General features: G+C 71.1%; 16 protein-coding genes. 6 read left to right on the plus strand and 10 right to left on the minus strand.

Annotated features, from left to right (window positions below):
* The first annotated feature begins 95 nt into the window (after positions 1–95).
* Complete coding sequence (locus AB0B20_RS06295; RefSeq protein ID WP_357382254.1) at positions 96–587, plus strand: MarR family transcriptional regulator; 492 nt, start codon at positions 96–98, stop codon at positions 585–587.
* A 239-nt stretch (positions 588–826) separates the two neighbouring features.
* Here the strand turns inward: AB0B20_RS06295 and AB0B20_RS06300 are convergent, their stop codons facing one another.
* From AB0B20_RS06300 to AB0B20_RS06335, 8 genes are all read right to left on the minus strand, one after another.
* On the minus strand, positions 827–3,361 hold the full coding sequence (locus tag AB0B20_RS06300) for a helix-turn-helix domain-containing protein (protein ID WP_357468574.1): 2,535 nt from the start codon (positions 3,359–3,361) through the stop codon (positions 827–829).
* A 101-nt stretch (positions 3,362–3,462) separates the two neighbouring features.
* Positions 3,463–4,611, minus strand: coding sequence for an acyl-CoA dehydrogenase family protein (locus AB0B20_RS06305; RefSeq protein WP_357382250.1), 1,149 nt, complete (start codon positions 4,609–4,611; stop codon positions 3,463–3,465).
* Positions 4,612–4,729: 118 nt separating this feature from the next.
* On the minus strand, positions 4,730–6,262 hold the full coding sequence (locus AB0B20_RS06310; protein WP_357468579.1) for an acyl-CoA carboxylase subunit beta: 1,533 nt from the start codon (positions 6,260–6,262) through the stop codon (positions 4,730–4,732).
* A gap of 194 nt (positions 6,263–6,456) precedes the next feature.
* Positions 6,457–7,377: a hydroxymethylglutaryl-CoA lyase gene (locus AB0B20_RS06315; protein ID WP_357468582.1), complete on the minus strand. Its 921-nt coding sequence runs from the start codon at positions 7,375–7,377 to the stop codon at positions 6,457–6,459.
* A 42-nt stretch (positions 7,378–7,419) separates the two neighbouring features.
* Positions 7,420–8,784 carry a biotin carboxylase N-terminal domain-containing protein gene (locus tag AB0B20_RS06320; RefSeq protein WP_357468687.1) on the minus strand — a complete coding sequence of 455 codons (1,365 nt, stop codon included), beginning with the start codon at positions 8,782–8,784 and terminating at the stop codon, positions 7,420–7,422.
* Positions 8,785–8,861: 77 nt separating this feature from the next.
* Positions 8,862–9,476, minus strand: a complete 615-nt coding sequence (locus AB0B20_RS06325; protein WP_357382246.1) for a helix-turn-helix domain-containing protein — start codon at positions 9,474–9,476, stop codon at positions 8,862–8,864.
* Positions 9,477–9,547: 71 nt separating this feature from the next.
* Complete coding sequence (locus AB0B20_RS06330) at positions 9,548–12,391, minus strand: hypothetical protein (RefSeq protein ID WP_357468586.1); 2,844 nt, start codon at positions 12,389–12,391, stop codon at positions 9,548–9,550.
* Complete coding sequence (locus tag AB0B20_RS06335) at positions 12,384–14,177, minus strand: HSP90 family protein (protein WP_357468591.1); 1,794 nt, start codon at positions 14,175–14,177, stop codon at positions 12,384–12,386. The genes AB0B20_RS06330 and AB0B20_RS06335 overlap by 8 nt, the downstream gene beginning before the upstream one ends.
* Positions 14,178–14,310: 133 nt before the next feature.
* Between AB0B20_RS06335 and AB0B20_RS06340 the strand changes: the two genes are divergently transcribed.
* Positions 14,311–14,739, plus strand: coding sequence for a SigE family RNA polymerase sigma factor (locus tag AB0B20_RS06340; RefSeq protein WP_357468597.1), 429 nt, complete (start codon positions 14,311–14,313; stop codon positions 14,737–14,739).
* A 52-nt stretch (positions 14,740–14,791) separates the two neighbouring features.
* The gene (locus AB0B20_RS06345) at positions 14,792–16,354 is read left to right on the plus strand and encodes a recombinase family protein (RefSeq protein ID WP_357468600.1); all 1,563 of its coding nucleotides are present in this window, start codon (positions 14,792–14,794) and stop codon (positions 16,352–16,354) included.
* Between the two features lie 57 nt (positions 16,355–16,411).
* On the opposite strand, the gene AB0B20_RS06350 is transcribed toward AB0B20_RS06345, so the two are convergent.
* Positions 16,412–16,786 carry a hypothetical protein gene (locus tag AB0B20_RS06350; RefSeq protein ID WP_357468603.1) on the minus strand — a complete coding sequence of 125 codons (375 nt, stop codon included), beginning with the start codon at positions 16,784–16,786 and terminating at the stop codon, positions 16,412–16,414.
* Between the two features lie 227 nt (positions 16,787–17,013).
* On the opposite strand from AB0B20_RS06350, the gene AB0B20_RS06355 reads away from it, so the two are divergent.
* The 3 genes from AB0B20_RS06355 to AB0B20_RS06365 all read left to right on the plus strand — a co-directional run bounded on the left by AB0B20_RS06355 (position 17,014) and on the right by AB0B20_RS06365 (position 23,350).
* On the plus strand, positions 17,014–18,180 hold the full coding sequence (locus tag AB0B20_RS06355) for a S1 family peptidase (RefSeq protein WP_357468606.1): 1,167 nt from the start codon (positions 17,014–17,016) through the stop codon (positions 18,178–18,180).
* Positions 18,181–21,132: 2,952 nt separating this feature from the next.
* Positions 21,133–21,969 carry a DUF2637 domain-containing protein gene (locus tag AB0B20_RS06360; protein WP_357468609.1) on the plus strand — a complete coding sequence of 279 codons (837 nt, stop codon included), beginning with the start codon at positions 21,133–21,135 and terminating at the stop codon, positions 21,967–21,969.
* Positions 21,970–22,408: 439 nt separating this feature from the next.
* Positions 22,409–23,350 carry a replication-relaxation family protein gene (locus tag AB0B20_RS06365; RefSeq protein ID WP_260026976.1) on the plus strand — a complete coding sequence of 314 codons (942 nt, stop codon included), beginning with the start codon at positions 22,409–22,411 and terminating at the stop codon, positions 23,348–23,350.
* Positions 23,351–24,264: 914 nt separating this feature from the next.
* Here AB0B20_RS06365 and AB0B20_RS06370 read toward each other — a convergent pair.
* Positions 24,265–24,897 (minus strand): 2'-5' RNA ligase family protein, encoded by a 633-nt coding sequence (locus AB0B20_RS06370; RefSeq protein ID WP_357468612.1) that lies wholly within the window; start codon positions 24,895–24,897, stop codon positions 24,265–24,267.
* Positions 24,898–24,910 lie beyond the last annotated feature (13 nt).

The following is a 24,910-nucleotide window of genomic DNA, read 5'->3' on the forward strand; positions in this document are numbered from 1 at the left end:
CTCCTCCGGAGAAGAATGTTTAGGTGCCCAACGACTGACTAAGCAACTATAGTCTAGACAATATTCCCTGTGTCAAGTGTTGCTAGGATGGTGGCGTGGACCAGAACGTGTTCGACGACCCCCGGATCACTGCCGTCGGCCTGCTCGTCGAGGCGCACGCCGGGCTCGCCGCCCGGTTCGCCGCCCAGTTCGAGGAGCACGGCCTCTCACCGGTCGAGTTCGAGGTGCTGACCCGACTCGCCCGCTCACCAAACAACCAGTTGCGGATGACCGACCTGGCCGCACAGACCTCGCTCTCCACCAGCGGTGTCACCCGCGTGGTGGACCGGATGGAACGGGACGGGCTGATCCGCCGACGGGCCTGCCCGTCGGACCGGCGCAGCTCCTTCGCGGTGGTGACCGCCGCGGGGCTGAGCCGGCTGGACGCCGTCCTTCCCGGCCATCTGCGGATCATCGAGCAGTGGTTCACCAGCCAGCTCGATCCGGAGCAGCTCGACGGGCTGCTGGACGGGCTGCGCCGGGTACGCGACGCCGTCCATCCGGGCGCCACCGCCGGCAGCACCGAGCTCGCCCAGGACGTCGCCTGACCGCCTGCGGCCGTTCGACGGCTACCCGCCGGTCACCGGCAGAATGACCGGCAGAATCAGCCGAGCGGACGGACAAAGCAGCACAAGGTATCGCGAATCGGCGGTCAGACCTCGATAGTCTTCCCGCAGCGCGGGGGGCACCGGGGGGTGCTGGCGCGAGCGTGGAGCGAGGGGCAGCACCAGGGGGCTACTTCGCTCGTGCCACCCCCGCGCCCTCCACCGCCCCACGCCGGCGGCGCTCATCGCCCCCGGCGGGCCATCAGGGAGAACAGCAACTCCTCCTCCTGCGGCAGCAGGCTCACGCCGGTGACCCGCCGCGCCGCGTCCAACCGGTCAAGCACACCAGGGTCGGCGGTGCTGACCGCCAGCCCCACGAGCGCCTCGACCAGATCCCGCCGGTCGGCGACGCCCTCGGCCGCGTCGGCCGCCGCGGCGAACCACTCCGCCGCCAGCTCCCGATCCCCCCGGCGCAACGCCACATGTCCCTCGATCAACCCGCGCAGCGCGTCGCCGGTGCGGGCGTCCCCGGCCGAGCCGGGCGCGTCGAGTGTCTCCACCGCCGGTGGCCGGCGGCGGTCCGGCACCGCGCCCGACGGCCACAGCTCGGCCACGGTGGCCAGCGCCTCGTCCGCGCGCCCGGCATGGGCCAGGGCCAACCCGACCGCGCCGATCGTCCGGCGCCGCCGCCCGGGATCGCCCAGCTCCGCGAGCGCGGTAGCCACCCGGCGCCCCTGCTCGACCGCCTCGGCGTACCGGCCCTCCAGGCGGGTCAGCTCGGCCTGATCGGCCCGCGCCAGCACCCGCAGGCGCTGGTCACCGCACTGCGCCGCCAGGCGGTCCACGGTGGCCAGCCGCCGCCGGGCGCCGGCCAGCCTCGCTTCGCGTACGTCGTGCCAGGTGAGGTGCGCCTGGGCCACAGCCATCTCGCGTACCCGGTGGTGCCGGGTGGCCGCCGCCAGCGCGGCCTCGGCCTGCGCGCGGGCCTCGTCGTGCGCGCCGAGCCGGGGCAGGAGCGCGCAGAGCACCGACCGGGCGGACAGCTCGCCGGTCACGTCGCCCGCCTCGGTGAAGATGACCAGGGCGGCCCGGGTCGCGGCCAGTTCCTCCGCGCCCGCGCCGTGCTCGACTGCGAGCCGGGCCGCGCCGAGCATGGCCCAGGCCCGCAGCGTGGGCCGGGCGTCAGCGGTACGCGGATCGGCGAGCAGCCCGCGCAGCCGCTGCCGGCCGGCGACGTCCCGCCCGCGCAGCCGCCACCATCGCGGCAGTGAGGCGGCGAGCAGGAGAGCCGTCTCCGGCGCGTGCTCCGCGGCGTACGCCAGCGCGGCGGTGATGTCGCTCGTCGCCTCGTCGAGGACGTGCACCGCGCCGGCCATCCGTGGGCCCACCAGCCCCGGCGCGGTGCGGTTGACCAGACCGGCGATCACCGAGGCGTGGCGCGACCGGATGCGGTGGGTCTCACCCTCGACGTCGGCCTGCTCGGCGGCGAAGTCACGGACGGCGTCCAGCAGACGGAACCGGAACCGGCCGGCGCCCCGGACGCTCAGCAGGCCCAGCTCGCGCAGCCGGTCCAGCATGGGCGCGGCGTCCCACCGCCGGCCGCCGTCGGCGAGCAGTTCCTCGGCCAGCTCGACCGACCAGCGGTTACGGAACGCGGACAGCCGCCGCAGCGCCGCCCGGTCGGCGGACGCGAGCAGGTGATAGCTGGTCGCCACCGCGTCGCGCAGCGTCACCGTGCCGGTGGACGGGCCGGCGGGCTCCCAGCCGGGGCGCACGCCGGTCAGGTCCAGGACGCGGTCGCCGTAGCGGTCGAGCAGCTCGATGACGTCGAGGATGCGTCCCCGTGCCGCCATCAGCTCGATGGCCAGCGGCAGTCCGCCGAGCCGGCGCACGAGCGCGGCGAGCGCCGGCAGCTCGGCGGCTGTGGGTGGTTCCCGGCGGACCTGGGCGAGCCGGGCGGCGAACAGCGCCGCCGCCGGCCAGCGGTCCAGGTCGGTGGCGTACTCGGGATCCACGCCGGTCGGCGGCACGTCGAGCGGCGCGACCGGCCGGACCAGCTCGCCGGGCAGGCCGACCGGGCGGCGGCCGGTCGCCAGCACCCGCAGCGTCGGCGCGGCGGCGGTCAGCGCGCGCAGTGCCCCGGCCACCGCAGCCGGCGCCCGGTCCACCGCGTCGACGACCAGCAACGCCGGCCGGTCGCCGATCCGGCAGGCGAGGTCGGCCAGCCGGTTCACGCCGAACATCGAGGTCGACGCGGCGAGCACGTCGGCGGTGTCCGAGCCCTCGCCCACGAGCACTCCGGCCACGCCCGCCGGATGCCGGGCCGCCACCGCGTGCGCGACCGAGACGGCCAGCGCGGTCTTGCCCACCCCGGCGAGCCCCACCAGGCTCACCACCGGGTACGCGTCGAGCAGGCCGGACACCTCCGCCGCGTCCCGCTCGCGTCCCAGCAGGGGTACGGGTTGGGGCAGCGCGACCGGCGGATCGTCCGAGGCACCGGTGGCGGGTGGGCGGGACGCCGCGGGCCGGGCGGTGTCCACGAACTCCCGCCGCCGCTCACCGGTCAGACCGAGCGCGTCGGCCAGCAGGTCGACTGTGGTGCGCTGCGGCCGGGTGGCGCGGCCCCGTTCCAGATCGCGGACCGTCCGTACGCCGACGCCGGCCCGGTCCGCCAGCTCGGCCTGGGTCAGGCCGACGGCGAGCCGGTGCCCGCGTAACAGTTCGGACAGACCGGCGCGACCGCCCGGGCCCCGCGCACGGTCATGATCCGGAGTCATGGGCACGAAGAGTACGGATGGACTCCGACGCTCCACAGCCCATCGTCAACCACCCGACCGTCCACCGCCGTTATCCGACAGGACGAGGACGCGGGTGAATGTCACATGCCGAGGTCGCGCGCGATGATCATGCGCTGCACCTCGCTGGTGCCCTCACCGATCTCCAGGATCTTGGAGTCGCGCCAGAAGCGGGCCACCGGGTACTCGTTCATGAAGCCGTACCCGCCGTGGATCTGCGTCGCCTCGCGGGCGTTGTCCACCGCCACGGTGCTGGCGTGCAGCTTGGCGATGGCCGCCTGGCGCTTGAACGGCTCACCGGCGAGCATCCGGGCCGCCGCGTCGTAGTAGGCCAGCCGGGCCGTGTGCGCCTTCATCTCCATGTCCGCGATCTTGAACTGGATGGCCTGGTAGTTGCCGATCGGCTGACCGAACGCCTGGCGCTCCTTGGCGTACTTGATCGACTCGTCGACGCAGCCCTGGGCCAGGCCGACGGCGAGCGCCGCGATGGCGATCCGGCCCTCGTCCAGGATGCGCAGGAACTGGGCGAAGCCCCGGCCGCGCTCGCCGAGCAGGTTGGCCGCCGGCACCCGGCAGTCGTCGAACGTCAGCTCGTGGGTGTCCGAGGCGTTCCAGCCGACCTTCGAGTAGCCGGGCGCGACGGTGAAGCCGGGCGTACCCGACGGCACGATGATCGTGGACAGCTCCTTGCCGCCGTCGGGCCGCGTACCGGTGACGGCGGTGACGGTGACCAGCGCGGTGATGTCGGTGCCGGAGTTGGTGATGAACGCCTTCGAGCCGTTTATGACCCACTCGTCGCCGTCCAGGACCGCGCGCGTCCGGGTGCCGCCCGCGTCCGAGCCGGTGCCCGGCTCGGTGAGCCCGAACCCGGCCAGCGCCTCACCGCTGAGCAGCCTCGGCAACCACTGTGCCTTCTGCTCCTCGGTGCCGAACCGGTAGATCGGCATCGCGCCGAGCGACACCGCCGCCTCCAGCGTGATCGCCACGCTGGAGTCCACCCGGGCCAGCTCCTCCAGCGCCAGGCAGAGCGCGAAGTAGTCGCCGCCCATGCCGCCGTGCTCCTCCGCGAAGGGCAGCCCGAACAGGCCCATCTTCCCCATCTGACGGACGATCTCGTACGGGAAGGTGTGCCGCTCGTAGTGCTCGGCGATGGTGGGCGCGACCACCTCGCGGGCGAATTCCCGGACGCTCTCCCGCAGCGCCTGCTGCTCCTCGTCGAGCCGGAAGTCCATGTCGATCCTCCTGGAAAGGGCGGGCCGCCGGGCGCTCGTGACGCCGGGAGCGGCTGAAGCGTTAGGAGGGGCCCCTTTACATGCACCAGGCGTTAAGAGGGGGCCCTTCCTTGCCGGGTCAGACGGGGGTGACGCCGTGGCGGCGCCGGGAGAAGTGCCGCTCCTTGCCGCGCGCGGCGGCGAACCGGCGTACCAGCTCGGCGCGCAGCTCGTGCGGCTCGACGATCGCGTCCACCACCAGCTCGCTGGCGAGGCGGACCACGTCGATGTCGCGCTCGTACTCCTCGCGCTTCGCGGCCACGAAGGCGGCCCGCTCGGCCTCGTCGGAGATGGCGGCGATCTTGTTGGCGTAGACCGCGTTGACGGCGGCCTCCGCGCCCATCACCGCGATCTTCGCGGTGGGCAGCGCGATAGTGGCGTCCGGCTCGAAGCCGGGACCGGCCATCGCGTAGAGACCCGCGCCGTACGCCTTGCGGACCACCACACAGATCTTGGGTACGGTCGCCTCGGAGATCGCCGTGATCATCTTCGCGCCGTGCCGGATGATGCCCTGCTTCTCCACCGCGCTGCCGACCATGAAGCCGGGCACGTCGGACAGGAACAGCAGCGGCACGTTGAACGCGTCGCAGAGCTGCACGAACCGGGTCGCCTTGTCGGCCGAGTCGACGAAGAGCACGCCGCCCTTGAACATCGAGTTGTTGCCGACCACGCCGACGACCTCGCCGTTGAGCCGGCCGAACCCGATGGTCAGCTCCTTGGCCCACAGCGCCTGGATCTCGAAGAAGCTGCCGGAGTCGAGCAGGCCCTTGACGTACCGGCGCATGTCGAACGCCTGCCGCTCGCTGGCCGGCACCAGCGCGGCCAGGTCGGCCTTCTCCGGCGCGGCCACCGCCTCGGCGGCGGGCGGGTCCTGCTTCCAGTTCGACGGCAGGTACGACAGGTAGGTCCGCACCACGTCGAGCGCGTCGTTCTCGGTCTTGCAGAGGAAGTGACCGACGCCGGACTCGGCGCAGTGCACCTTCGCGCCGCCCATCGCCTCCAGCGTGGTCTTCTCACCGGTGACCATCTCGACCATCCGGTCGGAGCCGAGGTACATGCTGGCGTTGCCGTCCACCATGGCCACCACGTCGCAGAACGCCGGGATGTACGCCCCGCCGGCCGCGCTCGGCCCGAACAGCGCGCACACCTGCGGGATCGAGCCGGAGGCGCGGACCTGGTTCCAGAAGATCTTGCCGGCGCCGCGCCGGCCCGGGAACAGGTCGACCTGGTCGGTGATCCGGGCACCGGCCGAGTCGACCAGGTAGACCATCGGGACGCCGGTCGCGTACGCCCGCTCGATGATCCGGATGATCTTCTCGACGGTACGCGCGCCCCAGCTGCCGGCCTTGACCGTGGAGTCGTTCGCCATAAGGCAGACCTGGCGGCCGTCGATGGTGGCGGTGCCGGTGACCACGCCGTCGGCGGGCAGCCCGTCGACCATGGCGTTCGCGTAGAGCCCGTCCTCGACGAAGGAGCCCTCGTCGACCAGGTAGGCCACACGCTCGCGGGCGAACAGCTTGCCCTTGGCGGCGTTTGCCGCGTGGTACTTGTCCGCGCCGCCGGCGCGGGCGCGCTTGCGTAGCTGCTCCAGAGCCTCACCGTCGAGCGTCACGCCGACTCCCCGTTGCCACCGCCCGCGCAGGGCGCCACCGACCTGAACGATCGTTAGGCTACCCCACCGGCCCGGCTCCCGGCGACCCTGCCACGCCCCCGACGTTCCCCCGTGATCAAGGAGTTCGTGTCCTCATCCGGGCTCCCGGAGGACGCGAACTCCTTGATCAACGAGAGGCAGGGGCAGGGTCGGGGTCAGGTGGGGAGGGGGGTCAGGCGGGAGCGAGGACCGGCTCGGAGGACTCCGGACGGGAGCTGCTTGCCCACCAGGGCCTCGGCCAGCTCGGCGGCCTCGATCAGGGCGTCCAGGTCGATGCCGGTGTCGATGCCCATGTCGTGCAGCATGTGCACCGCCTCCTCGGTGGCCAGGTTGCCGCTGGCACCCGGGGCGTACGGGCAGCCGCCCAGGCCGCCGACGCTGGCGTCGAACTCGGTGACGCCCAACTCCATCGCGGTGAGCATGTTCGCCAGCGCGGTACCCCGGGTGTTGTGGAAGTGCAGCAGCACCGGCAGGTGGGCGTTACGGTCCCGGACCGCCGTGACCAGTTCGCGGACGCGCCGGGGCGTACCCATGCCGGTGGTGTCGCCGAAGGCGACGCGGTCCGCGCCGTCGCGGGCGACGCGGTCGACGATCGCGGCGACCCGGCGGGGGTCCACGTCGCCCTCGTAGGGGCAGCCGAAGCTGGTCGCCACGATCACCTCGGCGGTGGCGCCCGCGCCGTGCAGCAGGTCGATCAGCTCGGCGATGTCGTCGAGCGACTCGTCGGTGGAGCGGTTCACGTTGCGGCGGTTGTGCGTGTCGCTGGCCGAGACCACCACCTCGATCTCGGTGAAGCCGGCCGCCAGCGCCCGCTGCGCGCCACGGGTGTTCGGCACCAGCGCGGAGTAACGCACGCCGTCGGCCTTCTCCGCCCGCTGCCACACCTCGTCGGCGTCGGCCATCTGCGGGATCGCCTTCGGGTGGACGAAGGAGACGGCCTCGATGCGCCGCACGCCGGTGCGGGACAACGCGTCGAGCAGCCGCACCTTGGCGTCGGTGGGAATGGGCTCCTCGTTCTGGAGGCCGTCGCGGGGGCCGACCTCACGGATGCTGACGGAGTCCGGAAGTTGCGCCATCAGGTTCACCTCACTTCAGTCGAGCGTGACACCGAGATGGCGTCAGCGCATCCGGGAGACGATGCCGGTGTCGTAGTCGCCGGAGAGGAACTCCGGGTTCTCCAGCAGCTCGGCGAAGAACGGCAGGTTGCACTTCGGGCCGGCGATCTCGAACTGGGCGACCGCCGCCCGGGCCCGCTCGACCGCCTCCTCGCGGGTAGCGCCACTGACGATCAGCTTGGCCATCAGGCTGTCGTAGAACGGCGTGACGGTGTTGCCGGCGACGTAGCCGGAGTCGACACGTACGCCGGTGCCGGCCGGCTCGTTCCAGGTGGTGATCGCGCCCGGGCCGGGCAGGAACCGCTTCGGGTCCTCGGCGTTGATCCGCAGCTCGATGGCGTGGCCGCGCGGGGTGAGCGCGTCCGGGTCGAACGTCGGCGCCAGGCCGGACGCCACCCGCAACTGCTCCTCGACCAGGTCGACGCCGTAGACGTACTCGGTGACCGGGTGCTCGACCTGAAGCCGCGTGTTCATCTCCAGGAAGAAAAATTCTTCGGAGAGGGGGCTGCCGTCCTTGAGATCCCGCTGACGCGGGACCAGCAAGCACTCGACGGTGCCGGCGTTGCGGTAGCCCACCGCCTCGCCCGCCCGTACCGCCGCGGCCAGGAACCGCTCGCGCAACTCGGGCGAGACCGCCGGGGACGGCGACTCCTCGACCAGCTTCTGGTTGCGCCGCTGCACCGAGCACTCCCGCTCGCCGAGCGCCACCACCCGGCCGTCGGCCAGGCCGAGGATCTGCACCTCGACGTGGCGCACCCGGGGGAAGTACCGCTCGATCAGCACCGACCCGTCGCCGAACATCCGCTCGGCGAACGCACGGACCTTGTCGTACTCGGTGCGCAGCGCCGTCTCGTCGGCGGCCACGCCCATGCCCATGCCGCCGCCACCGGCGGCGGCCTTGACCATCACCGGGTAGCCGATCTCCGCGGCGGCCACCGCCGCGGCCAGGTCGGTCGCCGGTTCGGTGGTGCCGGGCGCGACCGGGACCCCGGCCGCCGCCATCAGGTTCCGAGCGTTGATCTTGTCGCCCATCGCGCTGATCGCGTCCGCGCCGGGCCCGACCCAGATCAGGCCGGCCCCTTCGACGGTACGGGCGAAGTCCGCGTTCTCGGACAGGAAGCCGTAGCCGGGGTGGATCGCCTGCGCGCCGGTGCTACGGGCGGCGTCGAGGATCGCCTCCACGTTGCGGTAGCTCTGCGCCGGGTTCGCCGGGCCGACACAGACCGCCTCGTCCGCCTCGGTCACGAACGGCAGCCCGCCGTCGGCCTCCGAGTGGACGGCGATCGTCCGGATCCCGAGCCGCCTGCCGGTACGGATGATCCGCCGCGCGATCTCCCCCCGATTCGCGACCAACAACGATTCGATCATCTTCTGCACGGACGTGACCCCTTCTCGACGCAAAGCCGGGGTCTCTTCTTAACACGCGTTAAGGTGCGCGCGGCGTGTCAGGCCGGATCGGTGGGCGCGAGCAGGGCCGCGAGGGTCGCGCCGCGCAGCAGTTCGGCCCGGCGCCGGCGGTCCACCTCGCCGCCGAGGAACGGCGTCGAGTTCATCAGGCCGAACGCCGCGTGGGCGAGCACCCGGGCCGCCCCGTCGGGCAGGCCGGGGTGCAGCGCGGTCAGCACGGTCACCCACTCCTCGACGTACATCCGCTGGAGCCGGCGGATCCGGCGGCGCGGCTCGTCCGGCAGGCGGTCCAGCTCGTGCAGGTGCAACGCGATCACCGCCGGATGGGCCAGCGCGAACTCGACATGGAAGTCGATCAGCGACTCCAGCGCGGCACGCGGATCACCCGGGTGGCCGGCGGCGCGGTCCCGCCCGCCCGCGAGCAACCCCTCGCTCACCGGGATCAGCGCGGCGGCGAGCATCGCCTCCTTGCCGGCGAAGTGGTGGTAGAGCGCCGGCCCGGTGACCCCGGCCGCCGCGCCGATGTCGTCCATCGACACCCCGTGGTAGCCGCGCGCCGCGAAGAGGCCGACCGCGATCTCCAGGATCTCGTCCCGCCGGGACCGCCGCCGGGCCGCACCCGCCGCCCCCCGTGCCTGCTGTTCCACCGCCACCGGCCCAGCCTAGACCTCGCGTACGAGCCGGGGCAGCCGCGGTTGACCCACCGTTGCCCCGGCTCGCCGTCTCAGTCCTCCTCGATGCCGTGGTCGGCGCGGACCTTCGCCGCCTCGGCCTCCCGGCCCTGCTCGTCGAGCGCGCGGGCCAGCAGCCAGGCGGCCTGCGTGGCCGGGCGGGAACCGGCGGGCAGCCCGGCGAGGACCGGGCGCAGCAGCCCCTCGGCCTGCTCCGGCCGCCCGTCGCGCAGCAGCAGCTCACCGGTCAGCACCTCGACCTGCGCCGCCTCGCCGAACGCCTCGATCGACCGCAGGCGCTCCGGCACGCCGTCCACCCGGTCCAGCGCGGCGGTGAGGCGGTCCTCGCCGATCAGCACCCGGGCCACCGCGTCGGCGGCCATCGCCCGCTCGTACGTGACCACCGGCGGCTCGTCGGCCTCGCCCTGGAGCGCGGCCACCGCCTCGTCCACCCGCTCGATCGCGGCCACCGCCGCCGGCAGGTCGCCGGACCAGTGCAGGGCGAGCAGTTCCCGCCGCCGGGCCCGCAGCTCGTCCACCTGATACCCGGCCAGCCGCCAGGCGGTCGCCGCCGCCGCGAACCGCTGCGCGGCCAGGGCGTCCCGGTCGGCGTCGTAGAGCAGGCCACCGGATTCCTCCAGCACCTGCGCCCGATGGGGGAGATTGTCCGGCCCGTCCAGGTTCTCGGCCAGCTTGTCGAGCACCGTGAGCGCCAGGTCCGTCTCGCCCAGCCCCGCGTAGATGCCGGCCAGCAGGTGCCGGCACCGGTCCGCCTCGGCCTGCGCGCCGGCCCGGTCCAGCCCGAGCACCGCCTCCTCGGCCACCTCGGCGGCCTCGGCCAGCCGCCCGGCCGCCCGGTACGCGTCGGCCAGCTCCCAGCGCAGCAGCGCGTCGCCGTCGAGCCCCTGCTCGACGCAGAGGGTGACCGCCTCGGCCAGATCCTCCACCGCCTCGGCGGCCCGGTCGGCGGCCATCAGCGCCCGGCCCCGGGTCACCCGCAGCGGCAGGTGGACGCCGGGCGGGGCGACCGACAGCGCCTCGTCACAGGCGGCCACCGCGTCGGCCGGGTCGTCGGTGGCACGCGCGTACGCCAGGCAGGCGCCGATGAGCATGTCGGCGTCGCCCAGCTCGCCCGCCAGCCGGCGGGACCGCGCCGCCGCGTCCCGGAACTCGTCGGCCCGCTCCAACTGTTCCAGCACGTGCGTGCGGTGCAGCGCGACCCGGCCGGCCAGCCACGGATCGGCGTCGGCGTCCGGCTCGGCCCGGTCGAGCGCGTCGAGCGCCTCCGCCCACCGCCCGCGGTGCACATGGGCCAGGGCGAGCCGGTCCCAGCCCGCGGCCCGGTCACGCGGCTCGCCGTTCTCGGCCAGGTAGTCGGCCGACTCCCGGGCCAGGGCCAGCCCTTCGTCCGCGCTCTCGTCGACCATGCTGAGCAGCACACCGAGCCGCCCCGCCACCACCTGCGCGCGCAGCGGATCCGGCACCTCCCGCCACGCGGCGAGCGCCTCCTGGTTGACGGCGATCGCCGCCGGCACGCCGTCGTCGTCCTGGGACAGCTCACCGGCTCGCAGTTCCAGCCGCCAGGCCCGGGTGTTCGCGGGCACGTCGGCGTCACCGAACCGCTCGTCGTACGCGCGCAGCGCCGCCGCCAGGCCGTCCCGGCGGTTGGTGCGCCAGGACTCCTCGGCCAGCCCCAGCAGCTCGTCGGTACCGGCGTCGGCGGGCACGGTGACCGGCTGCGCGGCGGCCACCGGAGCATCCGGGCCGGTACGCGGCGCGGGCACCGCCGGGCGGCGCAGGCTCGCGGAGAGCGGCAGGTGCTCGCCGACCGGCCCGGCCGCCAGCTTGCGGGCGATCAACCCGGACTGGTGCGTGGTGCCGTTGCGCGCGTCGAAGCGTTCGGCCAGGGCGGTCGCCGTACCGGCCAGCTCGTCGGCGAGCGCGCCCGCCGGCACGTCCGCGGCCGGCCGGTCGCCTGCGGCGCGGCGGTGCACTGTCAGCTCGGCCGGCACCTGACGCAGCGCCGCCGAGGCGGCGGCCGCGAAGTGCATCGCGGCGGCCGGCGTGGGTGCCCGGTCCAGCCAGTCCAGATGCCGCTCGACCAGCTCCAACGCGCGCGCCTCGTTGCCGGTGACGGTGCAGAAGTCGACGTGGTCGGCGATGTCCCACAGGTCGGCGAGGTGCCCGCGCACCCGCCGGTACGCCTCCCGGTGCGCGTCCCGCGCGGCGTCGGTCCGGCCGGTCTCCCGGTAGGGCGTGAGCAGCGCGGTGAGGATCCCCTGTGGCTGCTCGCTACAGGTCAGCCGGCCGGCGAGCACCGGCTCGGCCAGCGCCACCGCCTCCTCGTGGCGACCAAGCCGCACCAGGTGCGTGACCTGCGTGGTCGGGTCGCAGCCTGCGCAGTCGGAGAGCGTGTCGCGGGGCGTTGTCATCCACTTGCGGTACCACCCGTCCGCCGCCTCCTCGTCACCCAGGTGCGCGGCCACCAGGTAGCGGTGCTTGTAGACCGCCTGGAGCGAGTGCCCGGAATCGCGGTAGCGCCGTTCCATGTCGTCGAGGACCGCGTACGTCCGGTCCAGCGGCAGCTCCGGGAACTTCACCATGGCGTTGACCATGTACTTGAAGAACCACAGCAGCTGGTGCGTGTAGCGCTGGTGGTAGGGCTGCGGATCCTTGTCGTACTCGGACAGGCACCAGGAGAACGTGACGAAGGACTTCGCCGGCTCGCCGCCGTAGACGTACGCGGTGGTGCCGATGATCCGGGCGGCGAAGGCGAGGTGCCGGTCGTCGCCCGCGTCGGCGCGGCGCAGCAGCTGCTCCAGCGCGGCGATCTGCCCCGGGCCGTACGGCATGGATTCGATCTCGCGGTGCATGCGCCAGAGGTCGTCGTCAGTCACGGATCTCTCCCGGTACGGCCCGGCCGAGCAGGCCGAGGAAGGAACTGTTCAGCAGTGCGGCGTCGGCCGCCCGGATGGGGTGGTGCCCGAGCAGCAGCGCCTGCCCGTAGAGCGCCTCGACGGCCAGGCCGACCAGCTCCGGGTCGGCGAGCGTGGTGACCCGGCGGACCAGCGGGTTGCGGTGGTTGAGCACCAGTTGCGGGCGGTCCGGCGGGGCGGTGGCGGCGAGCGCGTCGAGCACGCCGCCCCACAGCTCGTCGGCCTTGTCCCGGCTGGCGGCGAGCTGGTCGTGGAACGCCGCCGAGCGGGACAGCAGGTAGAGCGCGGGGAGCGAGACCGGGTCGTACGCCCGGATCACCACCTCGCAGCCGAGCCGTTCCAGGGCCCGCTGCGCGGCGGTGCGGAACGGCCGCAGGGCCAGCTCGGTCGCCGGGTCGAGGATCTCGAACCGGGTGGTCAGGTCGCTCGGCTCCAGCCGCTCGATCAGCACCGACCGATCCACACTGGGCATGCGTTCGATCAGCTCGGTGTCGTACGTGTAGCCGCCGTTGACCACGGCCAGATCCTGCGCGGCGGCCACGGCGGCGAGCTGGCGGAACTCGTCCAGGCTGGCGGCGTACCGGAGCACGCCGTGGCGCTCCCGGAACTCGGCGAGCGTCATCGTGCCGACGTTTGTGTCCATCGGCCACCACTGGTCGACCAGCCGCAGCATCTCGTCGTCGTGCATGGCGAGCGCCTTGACCCCCAGGTGGTGCACCTGGAGGAACTCGCCGAGCCGGCGCGGATCGTGCTTCGCGAGCCGGACCAGCCAGCCCCGGATCTGGTCGCCGAGCGCCTCCCGGACGGAGGTGAGCAGCGCGTCCTCGTAGAGCGCCTCGCGGCTGGCGGTGGGACGCAGCTCGCCGGCGTCGACCACGCAGTGGGCGAAGAAGGCCCACTCGGGCAGCAGCCCGTCGGCGTGCTCGCTGAGCAGCATCCGCTTCAGGTAGACCCGGTGCCCGGCCCGGGCGGCCGGGTTCACCGCTGTGGGCAGGATGAACGCCACGCCGGTCAGGCCGGCCTCCGGCACCGACAGCGGCACCACGTCGAACGGGACGACCCCGAGCAGGTCCTGCGCGTACCGCTGGAGGGCGGCGCGGTCGACCGGCGCTCCCGGCGTGGTCGGCCACGGCGGCGGGCCGGCGGTGGTCGGCGTGTCACCGACCCGGACGTCGACCGGCAGCAGGCTGCCGTAGAGGCGGGCCAGCTCGGTGACTGTGGGTACGCCGAGCCACTGGTCGGCGTCGCGCCGGGGCACCAGCGTGACTGTGGTGCCGGGCTCGTCCCGGGCCTGCTCCGGATCGGCGAGGCGCACCGCGTACCGCCCGTCGGACCAGCCCGTCCAGAGCACAGTGGGCTCGTCGGCGTGCCGGGTGACCACCCGGATCTCGTCCGCGACCAGGAAGCAGGAGAGCAGGCCGATGCCGAACTGGCCGAGGAACTCGTGCCGGGAGAAGCCCAGCTCGTCGCGCTTGGAGCTGCGGCCGATGGTGGCGAGCAGCTCGTGCACCTGCGCCTCGGTCAGCCCGATGCCGGTGTCGTGCACGCGCAGTGTGCCGTCGCCGGTCAGCTCCGGCGGCTCGATGCGGACCCGCGCCGGGGCTTTCGGCTCGGCGGCCCGCCGCGCGGTGATCGCGTCGACGGCGTTCTGGAGCAGCTCGCGCACGTACACCCGCGGACTGCCGTAGAGGTGATGACTGAGCAGGTCGACCACGCCACGGAGGTCGACCTGGAAGGTGCGGTCCAATCGCGCTCCCGGTTCGGATTTTCGGCGCTCACCGTACCGGTCAGCGCCGACAGTGTCCGTCCCGTCAACCCCGCCAACCTTTTGCGTGTGCGGGGGCGTCTGGGGGGTGGAACGCGCGGGAGAGGGAGGCCGGATGGACGACGGGCGGGCGGACTACCTCGCCTTCGTCGAGTCGCACCAGCACCGGCTGCTGCGCGCCGCGTACCTGATCTGCGGGAACCGCCACCAGGCCGAGGACCTGCTCCAGGACGCGCTGCTCAAGCTGGCGCTGCGCTGGTCGTCGGTGCGTGACGGCGACCCGGCCGCGTACGTGCGCGCCATCCTCTACCGCGACGCCGTCTCGTGGTGGCGACGCCGACGGCGGGAATGGCTCAGCGCGTATCCGCCGGACCGGCCGGGCGCGGACGCCGACGCCGCGCTGCGGCTCACCGTGCGCGCGGCGCTGGACCGGCTGCCGCCACGCCAGCGGGCGGTCGTGGTGCTGCGCTACTTCGAGGACCTGACCGAGGTCGCCACCGCCGAGGCGCTCGGCGTCACCGTCGGCACTGTCAAGAATCGTTAGAAGCTAGGGTCGATGTTGCCGACACGGACGTCGATCTAGGGGGACGGTTCTGATGGTACGGCGGAAGACCCGGTCCGGAAATCGGGGCCGGTTCGAGAGCAAGGACGCGCTGCTGGCCGGTGGCGTAGAGGTGCGGGCGTTGCGGTATCAGCGCGCGAGTCAGGACAAGAAGGAGCAGGGCAAGAGCGTCCACGACCAGGGTGTGCTCAACCTGGCGGAGATCACGAAGCGGTCGTGGACGGACGCGGGGTCGTTCACGGACAACCACCGCTCGGCGAGCCGGCGTGCGACGAGGGAGCGTGAGCAGTTCGAGTCGCTGATCGAGCAGATCCGCGCGGGCAAGGGCGATGTGCTGGTGGTCTGGGAAATCTCCCGCAAGGAACGCGACTTGGCCGTGTTCGTGAAGATCCGGGACATGTGTCACGAGGTCGGCCTGTACTTCTGGCTGGTCGGTGGGGTGTTGTATGACCTGCGGGACAAGAACGACCGGATGATGCTCGGTTTCCAGGCGGTGCAGGCCGAGTGGATGGCCGAGGCGATCCGCGACAACGTGTTGCGCGGCATCGTCGGCGCCGCCGAAGCGGGTCGCCCGCACGGAAAGATCACCTACGGGTATCGGCGGATCTACGACCAGCGCACCCGAGCGTTGCTGCGTCAGGAGCCCGACGACGAGATCCGCACCGCCGTGGCCGCCGACGGGACGGTGACGGAGTATTCCCACGCTCAGGTGGTGCGGGACAACTTCCGGCTCATCGCCGCCGGGATGCCGTTGACGGCGCGGGAAGCCGAGTTGAACCGGCTCGGGATCCCCGCCTCCCAGGGCGGGATTTGGCGGCGGGGGATCCTGCGCAAGCAGGTGATGAACCCGGCCTACATCGGTAAGCGGGTCCTGCGCGGGGAGATCGTCGGCGACGGGATCTGGCCCGCCCTGGTGAGCGAGGAGACCTACTGGGCGGTGGTGCGCATGCTCGGCGACCCCGCGCGCACCACGACGCGTCCGGGCCGGGCGGTGCACCTGCTGTCCTACATCGTGCGGTGCGGCGTGTGCGACGGGCCGCTGTCCTCGCAGCGGCAGAACCGGCACGGCTGGACCGGACAGGTGTACTCCTGCCTGCACAAGCGGCACGTCGGAGTGAAAGCACCGATCCTCGACGAGTACGTGCAGCGCGCCGTAGTGGCGTGGCTGTCCCGCCCCGACGTCCACGACATCCTCACCGCCGCCGCCGGCAGCGACGAAGACGTCACCCACGCCCGCGCCGAAGCCCAACGCCTGCGCGGAGAACTCGAAGACTGGCGCCGCCTCGCCGAAGACGGCGACGTCACCGCCATCGCCTACGCCCGCGCCGAGAAAGGCCTCCTCGCCCAGATCGCCGAGCACGAACAACGCGCCGCCGACGCCGGCATCCCCGCCGTGCTGCGCGGACGCATCGGCGACCACGCCGTACAGGCATGGCAAGAACTCGACGGCAACACCCCCGTCAAACGAGAGATCATCCGCCTCGTCGCCGACATCAAACTCCTACCCGCCGCCTACAAAGGCGACCGCAGCCCCTTCGGCCGCCACCGCCTCCACTGGAACTGGAACTTCGACCCCCACCACCACCCGAAGGCCTGACTCGCGCGTTCCAAAATCGAGAAGGTCCTCCCGGCAACCAGCGGTTCGATCAGCAAATTACTCGCGTGCGATTGAAGCAGAGGCAAGAAGGCTGTATCGCAGTTGCGCCGCCGTCGCATTGTCGTGGTTCGGTAGCGCCCGTTCGAATAGGTGTATGTCGACGGCGGTGTCGATGCCATCGGAACTGCTGTTCAAGCCCGATAGAAATTCTCGGCGGCGCGGAGCAGCGCGAGGTCCGATCCAGGATTTGCACTCAAGGCTGGCCGTGACGACGTCGTGAAGTTCGCCGACCCGGTCCCGCGTCGCTTCGAGGGTGAAGACGTCTGCGCCGTTCGGTCCGGCCTCATCCTCGTCATGTTTCCGAGGACGGCCGAGGAGTGCCAGGTTGGCGTACAGGATCGGCGGCGTTGGCACGTTGGCACCCAAACTCATGCCGGAAGCAGAGAATCGCGTACGGCTGCGAGCCTGGACCGAGGCTGGCAGCCATGTTCCCCAGTGGACAATGACGGAGGCCCGCCGCCACCGCGAGTCAGGGCAGGCCACGAGGCTGTTGAGAATGGGTAAAGGCAACGACGTCTGCCGTTCTCCGAAGTCTTGTGGCGGTGAAGCGACTCTTGCTACCTTCCGTGAACCATCGATCACGCTACCTGGGAGGACCGGTGCGACGTCGCACAGCTCACAAGGCTGCCGCGCTCTCGGCGGCGACTCTGCTCGCCCTGGCCGCAACGCCGACAGCGCAGGCTGTGGCCTCTTCCGCTCCAGCCGATGCGACCACTGCCGCCACCGAGGACTATGCGCGGCTCAACAACGTGGGCATCGACAAGGCCACTGACGCAATCCATGACCAGAAGAACGTCGTGGAGTTAATCTCCCGCACCGGCGTCACACTCGGGGTCGACGCCGACGTCTGGATCGAGCAGGACTCCGGTGGCCAGATACTGCGGGTGCGCACCGTGCGGAAAGATGTCGCATCCGCCTTCGCCGAACTGCGGCTGTCCAGCCTGACCACCGTCTCGGTGGTCGATGGAACACCGATCAGCAGCAGGCGACCCGAGCTGACGGCACAGGTCGAGGCTGCAGTACGCCAGGTTTCCCCGGGGGTGCAGGGCATGTACGTCCGGACGGCAGACGGAGCACTGGTCATCGAAACCACAGACAGCGGCAGTGGGTCAGTAGCTCAGGCGGTGAAGGACCGTACCGGTTTTCCCGAGGTCGTGCTCAAGCACCTGCAGGACGCCGGCGGTGACTCTGCGCTGACGGTCCGGGGCGGGGTAGCGCTGACCAGCTGTACCGCAGGCTTCTCCGCGAAGAACGGTTCCGCCATCGGATACTTCTCCGCCGCCCACTGTGGTCAGACGCAGAACATCTACCCCAACACCGCAGGCACCGGCGTCTGGGAAACCAGCACCAGACAGGCCCAGAACTACGGCGCCAACGCGGACATCGCGTTCTACAGCGTCGCCGTCGGCACCGGGAACTCCATCTCCAACACGTTCTACGGGTCATCCTCATCAAGTCCGACGATCGTCGGGGGACCGCAAGACGTGCCGGAAGGCATTACGGCATGTCATCGGGGCAAGACGACCGGTTGGAAGTGCGGCACGATCACCTCGATCGCCTACAAGCCGACCTGGTCCGGCGCCTGCCCCGGCACGACATGCAATTCGGTCTTCGTCAGGGTGAGCGCCGACCAGGCCGGAGGCGACAGCGGCGGGCCGTGGGTGAACGGAAGTAACGCGATCGGGATCCATAAGGGCGGGGGTAGCGGGTGGAGCGTATACTCCAAGATCTACCGAATCCCGTCAGGCACAACCCTCTACTACTAGCAGAGTTGGTGACGGATGAATCGTGCTGTTCTGCGCCCCCTGCTCGCAGCCTGCCTGATCATGGCTTGCATGAACGGCTGCTCCCGTTCGCCCGACGATGCCTTTGACCCCAACTCGGCGACGTTTGCCCAATATCGAGACGAGGAGCCAGGCGTCGGCGACAGCGCGCTACTGGAGGGCACCGTCTCGAAAAGAGATGAGTGCCTGAGCGTCACCGATTCCACATCAGGCACGGTCTACGTGCCGATCTTTCCTACCTCCTCACTGAGTCAGCCCCAGTCGCTCAAGACCGGCGACAAGGTCTCTTTGCGAGGAGGATCAGTGGAGGCAGCAGCCCCAGAGGGTGCCCAGTTGCCGACCCGATGTCCAACGGCCGGACCGTTTTGGGTCGTCGTGGCTTCCTGAGCGCCCGCCTGTAACGGCAAGAGACGTGGGCCGAACCGACCGGTCCGGCCCACCGTCTGGGTGTACTGCCCAGGCAGGCTGGTTGAGGTCGTGTGACGACACGGCGTAGATAGACGTGATGACGAAGGCCTCCGGTTGTGGAGTGGAGCTGTGTAGGAACCGCTCCGGCAACCAGGAGGCCTTCGTGTCCCACGCTAACGCCGCTTTGACCCCTCGTGCACGTCTTCGCCTGGCGCGTTTGATCGTGGATCACGGGCGGCGCATTAATGCCGAGCTCGGCGCTGACGCGATGGCCGACCGGTCGTCCGGCCGTGCTCGGCCGCCACCGCCTCGACTGGCGGTGGAAGTTCGTCCGCAGGACCAGCGGGTGATCTGACGACTTGACCTTCAGGCAGAGATGAGCGTCGATCGTGTCCGTCGTCCCGCCGTGATCGGGCGGGGCGGCGTGACCCGTCGACGGAAGGTTCTCGCAGTGCCCCGCGAACGACTCAGTGTTCTCGCCGCCCTGCCCGATGATGTGATCGATCCGCTGTTGTGGCGGCTTGCCTTCGATGTCGTCGCCGCGCACCAACCGAATGAGCGTGGTAACTGCCGGAATCTGCAGTGTGTCGGGCAGCGGGGCATGTGCGCCGCCGCGCGCGCTGCCCGCCGCGCGATGGCCCTCGCTCGGTCTTCCAGAACGACCGCCTCACGTACCCAACCAGCCCGGGGGCGCGCGACGGTGGTAAAACCTTCCCAGCGCGATTTCGCCGGTTGGTTCGCGACGCGGTCACCACTTGAGGTGACGCGTCCCGTCAGCCGTTCGGCTACCCTCCCGCGTTGGTCACCGGTGAGGAGCGCCGTCGCGTAGTGGGGCCAGCATCAGTGGCATGCCCCGCGCGAGCGCTCATGTGTACCCGAGCGATGTCACGGCGGCCGTCCGGACAGGCCCGCAAGGCCGGGCGGTCACAGTCGAGCGGGCACACCAGGTGCGAGCGGCTGGGTACGTGGTTCGGCCCCCCAGACGTTCCAGGCGTCGATCTCGCTGCACTCCAGGTCAATGTCGTAGTGCTGCCCCGGCGCATCGGATATCCGCCGTCGGGGGCCATGTCCGGGTCGTGCAGGCGTGCGGTGATGACGCCGTCGCACGGCAGCCAAAAGTCGCAGACGAGCTCACCATCGTGTTCGGAGGCGTCGTTCGCGACCGTGGCGGGCATCCGCATCGGCGCGGCCACCACCCCTTGGCGGCAGTCTGGGCACGTGGTGAGGTGCGCCTGCCGGGCCTGCTGGCACGCGATGCTGAAGGGCACGTCGCGGAAGTACTCGCGGCCCGCCGGCGTGCGTCTGCCGATCTTGGCGCAGACGGCGATCAGCTGGCGCTCCGCCCACTGGGCGCCCTGCCATTTCTCCGAGACTCAGCGACGCTTGATGGTGAGACCGTAGCGACCGCAATCTCGCTCGTGACGCTCGTGGCGCATGCGGGGGTCGCCGGTGCGGCCCACCGTGATGACCCCGTTGTCAAACTGCAGGACGTAGAGGTGTTCTCCGCCCGGGCGCATTGATGTCGACTGACCTCTTGCCACGGCCGGGGAGTGTAGCGGCTGTCTCTGACAGCGGCCGGCAAGGATTGACTACCATCGCCATCTAACGATCTTCGCCACGGCACTCACACTCCGTGGCGCCACCACAGCCGTAGGACAACAGAAGGCCACGAACCAGCGGCTGAGGGCAGGATGTGACCACCCGATTCGCCGCTTACGGAGATCGACATCCCAGCATGCGAGACGTCACAGAAAGATTCTCGACCGCGAATCGCGTGGACGGACAGGGACCGTCACGGACGTGGGCGACATCTATAGCACTCAGGCGGAATGGCGACAAGACTTGGCGGCTGATCTGTTGGAAATCGGTGGTTGACTGCATCGGGTTTCCGGGGCGTAATGGAGAGACGTTCCCGCAGCGCCGGCTGGCGCCGTCGGCCACAGACGCAGCGGGCAGGCACCCCCGAGCGGGGGTGCCTGCCGTTGCCGGTGCCGACCCTGTCGGGGTACGTCGAGTGATGGGAGGACCCCATGAAGGATCGTCTGTCGGCGAGTTGAGCCGCCGCACCACCTGAGCGCCTGCGCGCTATCGGTGGTGGGTCCTGATCATCTGTGGCTCGGCTTGGCCGTTCGCCCTGTGTCCACGCTGTTGACCGCAGCCTGCTGAGCGGGCCGCGGCGACACCTGCTTGCCCTGCTGCCTGCCCTTGCGTGGGTCTGGCGTGTTCCTTGACTCGACCATAGTGACTTCGCCGTCCCCCGCCCCACGTGAGGGGTCCGCTCGGCCGGGCGTCACCCGGCAGGGTCGCGCCTGCCCGTACCCGGCAGGCAGGCGCGACCCGCGGGCGATCCCGCCCTCGTGCCGCACCTGGAACCCACGACCCCAAGTTTGGAGAAGATCGTGACTTCACTCGACAACATCGTCTCTTCTGGCACGGCCGTCACGGCCGTCCTCCCGGTCGTCCACGTCTGGGCGACGACGCCTCACCGGGTGTCATCCGGGCCAGCCGGCCACAGGTGGTGGGCCTTTGGCGACACATGACCAGCGACGCCGCGACCCGCCCGCTGCGGCGGGGCGGGGGCGGCAGCGGCTGGAGGACCGCGCCCAGGTGGCGATCATGCTGCTGATCGGCGGGGCGGCCGGCGCGGCGTCGTTCACCCACGTGCATGACGTCGCCGCTGCGCACGGCCAGCCGGGCTGGCTGGCCTGGGCCGACGCGATCGTCCTGGAGCTGACCTCGATCGCCGCCGGTCTGGAGCTGCGCCGCAACCGGCGACTGGGCAAAAGCATCGTCTTCCCGGCCACCATGCTGACCGCGGCGGTGCTGCTGTCCCTGGCCGCGCAGGTCGTCGAGGCCGAGGCCTCGGTGATCGGCTGGATCGCCGCCGCCCTACCCGCCCTGGGTTTCCTGGCGATGGTGAAGATCGCCCTCGGCCGCGCCGACCCCACCCCACCCACCTCCACCGCCCAGCCCGCGCCGACGGAGCTCGAACCGCCGCGGACCGTCGACACGTCGGTCCCGGACAACCGCCCGCCGGTCCCCGTCACCGCCGCCGCGGTCCCGGACTCCGCGACAGCGGTCCCCGCCGTCGCGGACCAACCATCGGCGGTCCCGGACCACCCGGACCACGAGGCATCGACCGACGACGGCGCTCCGGAGGTCACCGCGCTGGTCCCGGCCGCCCGGACCGCCGCCCACACCCTCACCGCCGAAGGGACACCGCTGTCCCGCAAGGCCCTCGCCCACCGGCTACGCGCGGACGGGCACCAGTTGTCCAACGCCACCGCCTCAGCCCTCGTGCGCGTCCTGCGCGCCGAGACCACCCCGCCGGCACCGGATCCGTCAGCAATGGAGGTCGCGTGACAGAAACCGAACCAATGGCTTCTGTCAGGCCGAGCCGACGCTGTCAGACCAGCGTGCGCGCCTGTCAGCACGCCCGCGAGCTGACAGAAGTCGACCGGACCTGCCCACCCGCTCTCGCCCGCTGCGGCGGCAGGCGCACCAACGTCACACCCACTCGCACCCTCTGACCATGGAGCAAGAACGATGATCACCCCGCACCGCGAAGCGCACCAGCGTCACTGGCCCGACCCACACCCACTCCTACCGATCCGTCATGCCAGACCCGGTGTGCCCGGCCGTTCAGCAGTCAGCGCGGATCTCCGTTCTACCGTCCGTCTTGATCCTGACCCCCAACCTGACCCCTCACGGCCGCTCACAGCCCAGGTCAACCCCGCTCTCAGCGCTCCGATGCCGCTCCAGACAGACCCTCAACTCTGGGGTCTCCCCCCTGGGGCTGCCCATGCGTAAACCCATACAGAGCGCAGATCCGCTGCTGCGGCTTCAAGCCAGCATCACCGCCCGCGACGACCGGCTCCTGGGCTGGCTCTACGACCACGGCGTACTCACCACCGATCAGATCGCCGCCGCCCTATTCCCGTCCCTGGACTTCACTCAACGCCGGCTGCGCCGCCTCACCGCCCTGCGGGCAGTGGACCGGTTCCGACCTAACAAGGCCGACGGCGGCTCCTACCCCTACCACTACGTCCTGGACCAACTCGGCTACGACCACGTCCACGCCCAACGCGGACTCCCACGAGGCCGCCGGGACCAAGCCCGTCGCCGCAAACAATCGCTGACCTCCCGGCCGGACCTGCTGCACCTGCTCGGCGGCAACCAGGTCTTCATCGACCTCGCCGCCCACGCCCGCAACCACCCCGACACCGAGTTGGCCCGCTGGCAGCCCGCATCGGCCTACCACGAACCCGGCGCCCTCTACCGCAAAGGCGGGGACCCGCAGATCATGCTCACCGGAGCGACCGGCTTCCCCCGCCCGGACGGCGCCGGGGTGTGGATCGAGCACGGACGGTCCGTGCCGTTCTTCCTCGAATACGACACCAGCGGGGAAAATCTGCAGGTCCTCATCGACAAAGTGATCAAGTACGAGCGGCTATACATGATGAGCACCTGGGCATGGCCGGTGCTGTTCCACCTCCCCTCCGCACGACGGGAGGCGAACCTGCACCACCGCCTCGCCGCCGTCCCTGACCCGACAAAGGTCATCGCCACCACCAGCGCTGAACTACGCACCGCCCTCGCCGTCAGCCCCGCCCACCAGATCTGGCAGCTACCCGGCCGCGCGAGCCGTCACCGCCTCATCGACCTGCCCTATAGCGACACTCGCCACGACGACGAATACCCCGTCCACGACCAGCCCGCCCCAGATGAGCGGGACGCCTCATGAGGTCAGGCGGGACAGGCGGCGCGGACGGCCGCCCTGAACGCCCTACACACCGCCGGACATACCCATGCCCGCCATACCGAGCCGTTCTTCGCGTGTGGGCGCGCACCGAGGGCGACGAGAACGGACCGCCCGCATCGGACGGGCCCCGTCAGACTCTGTCAGCAGCGCAGTTCGGCGGCAGACCCGCGCCCGTCCGAGTACTCACACCCGACGGCACGTCGCGGTGAGTCGCTGTGAGTGGCGCACCCCTTCACTTTCGTGGCCCCCGGAGGTACCGTCCGCGGCCCTCCACCCGCTGCTCCCCGCAATCGAAGTCACCCGACCGGCGACTACGTCGACCCGCCGGCCCAGTCCGGGTGGCGGAAGCCGGCGATCGATTTTCAGAACTCCCTGGTGAACCGAGAGAGGAGATGCCCATGGCCCCACACCTCGCCCCCACGCCGCGAGTCGTCCTGGGAGGGACATGGCCGCACGCCGTGACCAGCAATCACGTGCGAACACACCACACCCGTCGCCGCCGGCCCCGCCCACGCGGACAGCCGGCTGCGAGGCCCCGACCGCGCGTCCCGAGGCGGACGCTCCACTCCTGCCAGGGACGTTGTCGATGGCCCGCTACCTGACCGACCCCGCAACCGAGACCGAGATCCAAGCCTTGGCCGCCGAAGCCGGCCTCCCGACCGTCGACCAAGCCGCGACCCTCGCCCGCCTGCTCCGCCTACACCAACCTGCACCGCCACGCGCCGCGTGACCTGCGCCCGCCATGCCTTGGGGCGGGCGCAGCCTCCTTCACCCGAACGCCGGCCGAGTGAGCACCCTTGGAAGCCGGCGACCTCTGCAGCCCCTGACGAGGTGCCGAGCAAGGAAACATGGGCCTGGCGATCACCCCAGGTGACATGGCGGAGGTTGAACAGGATTCAGGAACCGAGTTCTACCGTGGCGTACGGTTCCCACACGTACATGCCCTCGTCCCGGTTGAGGACGATGAGCTGGCACGAGGCGATCAGCGCGTCCGCGCTGATCTTCGGGGCGGAGGAGAGTGCCTCGATGAGCGGCGCTGCCGGACCGTCGGTGTTGGTGTAGGCCAGGCTGAGGTGAGGGTTGTAGGGCTCGGCGGCCTCGGGCACGCGGTCCTGGCCCCAGACGTCGGCGATGGCGGCACGGATGGCGACGCGGAGTTGCCGCACCGGCTCGATCGGGTCGACAGCGATCTGGATGGACTCGGGATCGACGTGCGGGGTGCCGATGGTGAGCTCGAATGGTGACAGGCGCGAGCACCGGTCGGTGGCGGCTGCCACGATGGCGTCGACGTCGTCGGTGGCGACGTCTTGGACGAAGCCGATGCCCTGCATGGTGAGGTGAAGCCATCGGTTCGGGATGACGTCGAGGCTGGGCTGCGAGGACAGTAGGGACCGGTACTGGTCAGCGAGCTTCTCGACCTCGGGCTGTCCGTCAAAGGTGATGTGCCAGGTGTAGAAGCGGGAGCCGATGCCCCAACCCGGTCGCCAGTACCAGTGATCACGGATATCGGTGGCGTGCGGGACTGCCATGGGTTCTCCAGGT

The organism is Micromonospora sp. NPDC049151 (genome assembly GCF_040648395.1).
Lineage (GTDB): Bacteria > Actinomycetota > Actinomycetes > Mycobacteriales > Micromonosporaceae > Micromonospora.

Excerpts from the sequence above, each read along its gene's own strand:
- AB0B20_RS06300 (WP_357468574.1), bottom strand. The coding sequence starts at position 3,361 with ATGACTCCGGATCATGACCGTGCGCGGGGCCCGGGCGGTCGCGCCGGT.
- AB0B20_RS06320 (WP_357468687.1), bottom strand. The coding sequence starts at position 8,784 with ATGATCGAATCGTTGTTGGTCGCGAATCGGGGGGAGATCGCGCGGCGG.
- AB0B20_RS06365 (WP_260026976.1), top strand. The coding sequence starts at position 22,409 with ATGCGTAAACCCATACAGAGCGCAGATCCGCTGCTGCGGCTTCAAGCC.
- AB0B20_RS06350 (WP_357468603.1), bottom strand. The coding sequence starts at position 16,786 with ATGAGTTTGGGTGCCAACGTGCCAACGCCGCCGATCCTGTACGCCAAC.
- AB0B20_RS06340 (WP_357468597.1), top strand. The coding sequence starts at position 14,311 with ATGGACGACGGGCGGGCGGACTACCTCGCCTTCGTCGAGTCGCACCAG.
- AB0B20_RS06345 (WP_357468600.1), top strand. The coding sequence starts at position 14,792 with ATGGTACGGCGGAAGACCCGGTCCGGAAATCGGGGCCGGTTCGAGAGC.
- AB0B20_RS06370 (WP_357468612.1), bottom strand. The coding sequence starts at position 24,897 with ATGGCAGTCCCGCACGCCACCGATATCCGTGATCACTGGTACTGGCGA.
- AB0B20_RS06305 (WP_357382250.1), bottom strand. The coding sequence starts at position 4,611 with ATGGACTTCCGGCTCGACGAGGAGCAGCAGGCGCTGCGGGAGAGCGTC.
- AB0B20_RS06315 (WP_357468582.1), bottom strand. The coding sequence starts at position 7,377 with ATGGCGCAACTTCCGGACTCCGTCAGCATCCGTGAGGTCGGCCCCCGC.